The following is a 7,012-nucleotide window of genomic DNA, read 5'->3' on the forward strand; positions in this document are numbered from 1 at the left end:
CTTTAACTCCTCTACTTCCGCCCTTTTTCGCCATGTTTAGGGGATGCTGATATGAAAGAGCTGTTCACCACCGATGATCTCGATAATCGTCATCGCTTCGATGCCTGGCGCGATGCGGTGTGCTCACGTTTGATCAAGGCCGAAGCGCGGCAAATGCACGCCGGTGCGTTTTCCGGCAGCTTCGCCTATTCGATGTTAGGTCAACTGGACATCGCTAATCACGTATCGCATACCGCGCTGATGTGGCAACGCACGCCGGAGTGCATTCGCCGCCATCCTAATCACGATTTCTATCTGGGTTACGTCAGTGCGGGCAGCGGTACGCTGCGTCAGAATGGTCACCAGTCACGCGTTAGCGCCGGCGACGTGGTGATTTACGATGCAGCCACGCCGTTTGATTTTGCGATGGACAATGTCGCCATCAATATCGTGCATCTGCCGCGTCACATTATGGAGAAAGAGGCACCTGCCACGGCAAAACTGGCGGGTAAAACGCTGGACCTTACGCGTCCCGGCATGACCTCGCTTAAACAACTGCTGCAGGAAGCCTTTGTATTTAACGCCGAGCGGGAGAATGCGTTTCTGGCCGCGCAGTTTGCTAATACGCTGCTGAATATGATTTCGGTCAGCGTTAATTTGCAGCACAGCGAACAGGCGTTGAAACCCGATCTCTATTCGCGCGTAGTGCTTTTTTTGCGCCAGAATCTGCAGGAGCCGGAGTTGTCGGTGGCGCAGATAGCCAATGCGCATCACGTTTCTCCGCGCACCATCAGCCGGGTGTTCGCCGCCCACGGCACCACCCCGATGAACTTCCTCTGGCAGGAGCGCCTGCACGCCTGCCGTCGCATTCTGGCGGAAGGCAAAGCGCGCAATATCACGCAGGTGGCGCTGGATCATGGCTTTAGCGACATGTCGCATTTCAGCCTGGCGTTTCGCAAAGCCTTTGGTTATACGCCCAGCAGCCTGCTGCGACAGCCGGACGCTCAGGCGCAGGAGTAACTACTTTTGCAGAGTATTAATCACGCGTTGCGCGGTAAATTCCAGGCTGCTGCGCGTGTTCATCGCTTCACTGCGCATTAAACGATACGCGCCAGACTCATCAAGGCCAAAGGTTTGCATTAACACGCCCTTGGCCTGCGCTAACCTTTCACCACGCGCTCTGCGCACCTGCAGCAGCTCGCGCTGGCGCACGGTTTTTAACGTGCCGATGATCTGCACAATCAAGGCAAAGGGATTGATTTCTCGCTCGGCGATGGCGCTGGGCTGAAGTTGTAGCAGCAGCGGAAACAGCCGCGCATTGTGGCAATCGGCCAGCGCAACAAGGGGGATGTCCCGCTGCTGGGCGCTGCTGAAGAGGCCAGGCAGCGCTTGCTGCTGATGGGCGTCAATCGCCACCAGCAGCAGTTGTGTTTCCGCAGGGAATGACGCCGCGGGCGGCCAACTGTGTTGCGCATGACAGCCCAGCTGCGCCAGCGAGGCGCAAAACGCGCGCACGCTTTGTGAGTCAGGATGGAAAATATGCAGCCGAACACCAGAAAGCGTTGCCAGTAATGATTGTTCAATCATGATTCATCCTATGCGCATCCCGAAAAAGGAAGCTTCACAGTAAGCGAGCGGATGAGTTAACGCTTTGCTGATGCTGCCGGGTGCTGTGTCAGGGAGGACAAACGTGCCGCCAGTCCCTCACCCTAACCCTCTCCCGCAAGCAGGAGAGGGAACCGTTCGGCGCGCTTTCCCCCATCTCCCGCAAGCGAGAGATGGCTGGGGTGAGGGCAATCTACCTCACACGTGAAACCCCAAAAACTGCTCCGCCACGCTGGCGCTCGACTGGGTTTTCGGATCGATTTTCTGCACAATCTGCCCCTTCTCGATCACATGAATCTGGTCGGAAAGCGCATACAGAAACTCAATATCCTGCTCCACTAAAATGATCGAAATATCCATCTCATGGCGCAGCCGCTGTAACGTCGCAATAATCTCCTCGCAAATATTCGGTTGAATGCCCTCCGTCGGCTCATCCAGCAGCACCAGCTGCGGTTGTCCGCACAAGCAGCGCGCCAGTGCCAGCAGTTGCTGCTCGCCACCCGAAAGCGCGCCGCCGGGCTGTGCCAGCAGACGTTTCAGGCGCGGAAAGATCTCCAGCATCTGCTCGATAATCTGCCCAGCGCGTGAGAAGTGTTTCACGCAGCCCATGCGCAAATTCTCTTCTACCGTTAGCAGCGGAAAAATCTGGCGCCCCTGCGGCACAAATCCAATCCCCGCCGCCGCGCGCTGGTGCGCCTGGTAACGCGTAATGTCGATGCCATTCAGCGCAATGCTGCCCTGCCAGGCAGGCAGTTCGCCCATAATGGTGCGCAGTAGCGTGGTTTTGCCCATGCCGTTGCGGCCCAGCACTCCGGTAAAGGATTTAGCACCGACAAACAGCTCGGATAGGTTCAGCACCGGTATTTTGTTATAGCCCGAGACCATCTCTTTTATTTCAAGCATGTTTAATCTCCAGATTGCCGAGATACGCCTCTTTCACCAGCGGATTTTGCGTCACCTCGCGGAAACTACCCTCCGCCAGCACCGCGCCCTGATTAAATACCGTTACCCGCTGCGCAATCATGCTGATGAACTCCATGTCGTGCTCCACCACCACCACCGTGCTCTGCTGGTTAATGGTTTTGATCAGCTGCGCCGTTTTGCGCACCTCCTGATGCGTCATGCCTGCCGCCGGTTCGTCCAGCAGCACCAGCTGCGGTTTTGAGATTAGAATCATGCCCAACTCCACCCACTGCCGCTGACCGTGTGCCAGCTCCGAAAGCACCGCATGCTGCAGTTCGGCGAGCCCGATATCCTCCAGCACCCGATCAATCGCCGCCGGCAACGCGGCTTTTGCCAGCTTATTCGCCGCCGCCTGCCACAGGTTTTCCCGGATGCTTAAGCCCTCGAACACGCTCGGCACCTGGGTTTTGATGCCGATCCCCAGACGTGCAATCTCCCACGGCCGTTTACCGGAGATCACCCGATCGCGATAGCGACACTCGCCGCGCGTTGGCGTCACCTGCCCGCTTAACATTTTAAAAAAGGTACTTTTGCCGGCGCCGTTCGGGCCGATCAGGCAGCGCAACTCACCTTCATGCAGAGTAAAATCCACCTCTTTTACCGCATGAACGCCACCAAAGCTGACGCCCATCTTGTGGGTTTCCAGCAACACATTGGCCGTCATGGTTTCACCTCACTCACCTGCGCACGGCTGGCCGTGGCGCTCATCGTTCGCTTGCGCCGCACCAAACGCTGCAGCGTGGGCAAAATGCCGCCCGGAATCAGCAACACAAACACCGCCAGGATCACTCCCAGCACTAAATTGACGTCCACGGTTTGCTGCGCACCCAGCCGCGTCACCATCCACTGCAACAGCACGCAGCTGATCACCGGGCCTAGCAGCGTGCCGCGCCCGCCGACAATCACCCAAATAATGATCTGTGCTGACTGGCTGATGCTGAACACGCCAGGACTGACAAACGCGCCCCAGTTGACGTATAGACAACCGGCTAAACCGGCAATCGCTGCGCCGATGGCAAAGGTCGCCAGCTTATGTGCCGGCACGTTATAGCCGAGCAAACCGGCGCGCTGTTCATTCTCGCGGATCGCCACCACGGTTTTGCCGAAACGGCTCAGCAGCACAAATTTCAGCAAGGCGTAACAGAGCGCCAGACAGCCCGCCGTGACCATAAAGATCGCTTCCGGTGACAAAATAGCGTCGGGCTGGAACGGCAGGTTGAGCGTCGGCACCGACGGAATCCCATTGAAGCCGCCCAGCAGCGCCTCACCAAGGTGATACTCGCTACCGGAAGTGGAGTTGATCCAGTTAAACAGCACCAGACTCACCGCCAGCGTTATTGCGCCGAGATAAACATCGCTGACGCCGCCATAGAAAATCACATAGCCGAGCAGCAGCGAGAACAGCGTAGGCAGCAGCACCGCCATCACCACCGCCCAGGTGGAGTCGCCCCAGTTAATCGCGCAGATGGCATAGGTGTAAGCGCCCAGGCCGAAAAACGCCGCCTGGCCGAAGCACAAAATACCGCCGTAACCCCAGATAAACGCCAGACTGAGTGACAGCAATCCCATCACCAGAAACACCGTCAGTGATAGCAAGGTGTAGAGCTCAATCGTGCCGGAGAGCCACAGCGCCACTAGCACCATTACTAGCGCGGTAAGCACAATCTGGACTTTCTCAGAGAAAAATTTCATTACAGCGATCTCCTGAAGAAGCGTCCGGTGATGCCCTGCGGCATCAGGCGGAGCAACACAATCGCACTCAGCAGCAGCGCCACCGCCCCGAACACCGGCGTGGAGGCATAGGTCACCAGCTGGGAAATGGTGCCGAACAGCGTTGATGAGGAGAGCGTGCCGGCGATAATCGCGCTGCCGCCGCCGATCACCGTGATAAAGGCTTTGGCAATAAAGCTGACGCCAATGGTTGGGATGACGCCGGTAATCGGCGCTAACAGCGCGCCGCCTAAACCGGAAAGCGCCGCGCCGAGTCCAAACGTCAGGCTGTAGATTTTGCCCGGATTGCTGCCAAGCGCCGCGGCCATGCGGGCGTTTTGCATGGTGGCGCGAGCGCACAACCCTAAGGTGGTAAAGCGCAGCAGCAGCCACAGCGCCCCGATCAAGCCCAGCGCAAACACAATCATGAACAGCGAATAGCCGCTGGTGCTGTAGTTGCCCACGTTAACGCTCGGCAGCGGTGAGCTGATGCCTAAAGTGGTGTTGCCGAACAGCATGGTGGCGGCACCAATCAAGGCCAGGCTCAAGCCCCAGGTGGCCAACATGGTGTCGATCATCCGCCCATACAGATGTCGAATGATCACGCGCTCCACCACCGCGCCGAAGACGCCCACAGTGAGCGGTGCGATCACCAGCATGGCGATCCAAATCGGCACGCCCCACTGGTTGGTTGCCAGAATCGCGCTGTAGCCGCCCAGCATCATGAATTCGCCGTGCGCCATATTGACGATTTTCATCATGCCGAATACTACCGCCAGCCCAACGCTCATGATGATCAGTACGGCAATGGCATTGAGCACTTCAATGCCGTAGATAATGAACAGATCCATAGCGGCTCCTGTTACAGCTCAATTTGATACTGTTTGGTATCGCGCGGATTTTTCTTCAGATCGCACACCATCGCGGTATCCACCGGTGCTTGATTGGGGAAGGTTTCCAGGATTTTCATCTGATGGTTTTCCACTTCGGCGATGTGCACATCCAGCGAACAGTGATGGGTAGCCGGATCGACGCTGAGCTTGCCGCTGGGCGACGTTAACGTGATGCCGGATTCCAGCGCCTCAATCACCTTCATGCGATCGATATCGCCCGCTTTGCGCACCCCTTCTGCCCAAATCAGCATGCCCTGATAGGCGCCCATGGCTAAATCGCTGATATACGGCGTATTGGCACCGTAGCGTGCATGGAATTTTTCGACAAAGGCCTGGTTCTCTGGCGAGGGAATTTCCTGCATATAGTTGGCCGCCACCAGAATGCCGTTGCTCTCTTCCGGCGATAGAATGATGTGTTCGTTGCCGCCGCCAAACACCGTCGAGGCAATCGGGATCTTGCCGCTCATACCGGCGGCATGCCACTGGCGGTAGAACGAGATGTGCGCGCCGCCCACCAGCGCCGACCACACCATGTCGGGTTTTGCGCTCTGGATTTTAGAAATTGCGGCACCAAAATCGGTGACATCCAGCGGGAAGAATTCCACGGTCATCACTTCGCCACCGTTATCACGCACCGATTTTTTCACCCAAGCAGAGACGATCTGGCCGTAGTTATAATCCGCCGCCAGCACGTAAACTTTTTTACCCCACTTTTTCACCGCATAAGGCACCAGCTTTTCCACGGTTTGTGCCGGAGTAGAACCTGAGGAGAAATAGTTGCGGTCACACACTCCACCTTCATACTGCGCCGGATAAAAATAGAGCGAGCGAAAACGATCCAATACCGGACGAATTACTTCGCGTGAGGCTGAGGTTATTCCACCGTGCACCACTGCCACTTTGTCTTTTAGCGCCGCCTGCTGCGCATATTGCGCATAAAGCTGCATGTTGGACTGCGCATCGTAATTAATTACCTGCAGTGGACGCCCTAATAATCCACCTGCGGCATTGATCTCTTCCGCGGCCAGATTAACCGCATTCGACATCGGCTTACCGTAGATATCGAGGCCGCCGGAGAGGTCGAGAATACTGGCGACTTTAATGGCGTCCTTGCTATCGGCGGCGAAAGTAAATTTAGGCGCTACGCCCGCAGCTAATCCCAATGCCGATACCGCTGAACCCTGGATAAATGAACGACGACTAATAGCCATAACATCCCCTTAAGGAAGTAAAGAAAAATAATTGGGAGGTTTCCGGGAGGCCGGAGAGAATAAGAGAGATCGGCAGACGGCGTTGTCTACATTTACCAGAGGGTTGCCACAGCGTTGGGGCGTTATTTTTTATAAAGCAAGAAGTGGGCCAAATAACATAATCCCCGCGCATTGACGTAATAGCGTGATTTAATGCGCAATAAATTGCGCCGCTACGGCAATGTGCGCACTGTTAAATGGCAATGGGCACCAATAAGGTGCGAAAGATTAAATATAAATTTAATGCAGACTGTCCGTTTAAATATAATGGATGGCACGACTAACCAAGCGGTTATTAACGGTCGCTATAAATGGCGACCCTGCAGGCGTTATAGCGATGACGAGTCATGAAGACACATTGATGCTGCAGCGCGGGTGTTGAGGCGACATCCCAGCCCGCTGAGTGAGTGAGGGATTCCAGGACGAGCCGCAGGGATGCGGCGAGAGGCGGCGCTGAGCAGGAGCGAATCGCCGCCGGTCCGTCAGGAATCGCGAGGGAGCGAAGGCACCGCGAAGCGGGGGGGTGGGCTGGCGGAGGGCCCGGGAGTGCAGAGGGCGCGGCCAGGCGTCCTCTGCTCGGTCGCCGCACGGCATGGCTGAAACTGCTCCAGC

The 7,012-nt window shown here is 56.7% G+C and carries 7 protein-coding genes; 1 reads left to right on the forward strand and 6 read right to left on the reverse strand.

Annotated elements, in window-relative coordinates; genetic code table 11:
* Positions 1–51 precede the first annotated feature (51 nt).
* The gene (locus tag AC790_RS10325; RefSeq protein ID WP_049851720.1) at positions 52–999 is read left to right on the forward strand and encodes a helix-turn-helix domain-containing protein; all 948 of its coding nucleotides are present in this window, start codon (positions 52–54) and stop codon (positions 997–999) included.
* Here AC790_RS10325 and AC790_RS10330 read toward each other — a convergent pair whose 3' ends face one another.
* The 6 genes from AC790_RS10330 to AC790_RS10355 all read right to left on the reverse strand — a co-directional run bounded on the left by AC790_RS10330 (position 1,000) and on the right by AC790_RS10355 (position 6,361).
* Entirely contained in the window at positions 1,000–1,566 is a 567-nt protein-coding gene (locus tag AC790_RS10330; protein ID WP_049851721.1) for an ANTAR domain-containing response regulator, read from the reverse strand.
* Positions 1,567–1,782: 216 nt separating this feature from the next.
* On the reverse strand, positions 1,783–2,487 hold the full coding sequence (locus AC790_RS10335) for an ABC transporter ATP-binding protein (protein WP_009128387.1): 705 nt from the start codon (positions 2,485–2,487) through the stop codon (positions 1,783–1,785).
* Complete coding sequence (locus AC790_RS10340; protein WP_049851722.1) at positions 2,480–3,211, reverse strand: ATP-binding cassette domain-containing protein; 732 nt, start codon at positions 3,209–3,211, stop codon at positions 2,480–2,482. Before AC790_RS10340 ends, AC790_RS10335 begins: the two co-directional genes overlap by 8 nt.
* Positions 3,208–4,239 (reverse strand): branched-chain amino acid ABC transporter permease, encoded by a 1,032-nt coding sequence (locus AC790_RS10345; protein WP_049851723.1) that lies wholly within the window; start codon positions 4,237–4,239, stop codon positions 3,208–3,210. Before AC790_RS10345 ends, AC790_RS10340 begins: the two co-directional genes overlap by 4 nt.
* Positions 4,239–5,108 (reverse strand): branched-chain amino acid ABC transporter permease, encoded by an 870-nt coding sequence (locus tag AC790_RS10350; protein WP_049851724.1) that lies wholly within the window; start codon positions 5,106–5,108, stop codon positions 4,239–4,241. Before AC790_RS10350 ends, AC790_RS10345 begins: the two co-directional genes overlap by 1 nt.
* Positions 5,109–5,119: 11 nt before the next feature.
* Positions 5,120–6,361, reverse strand: coding sequence for an ABC transporter substrate-binding protein (locus AC790_RS10355; RefSeq protein ID WP_049851725.1), 1,242 nt, complete (start codon positions 6,359–6,361; stop codon positions 5,120–5,122).
* Between the last annotated feature and the right edge of the window lie 651 nt (positions 6,362–7,012).

Origin of the sequence: Pantoea sp. RIT-PI-b (assembly GCF_001187905.1) — a bacterium.
Taxonomy (GTDB): Bacteria; Pseudomonadota; Gammaproteobacteria; order Enterobacterales; family Enterobacteriaceae; genus Pantoea; species Pantoea nemavictus.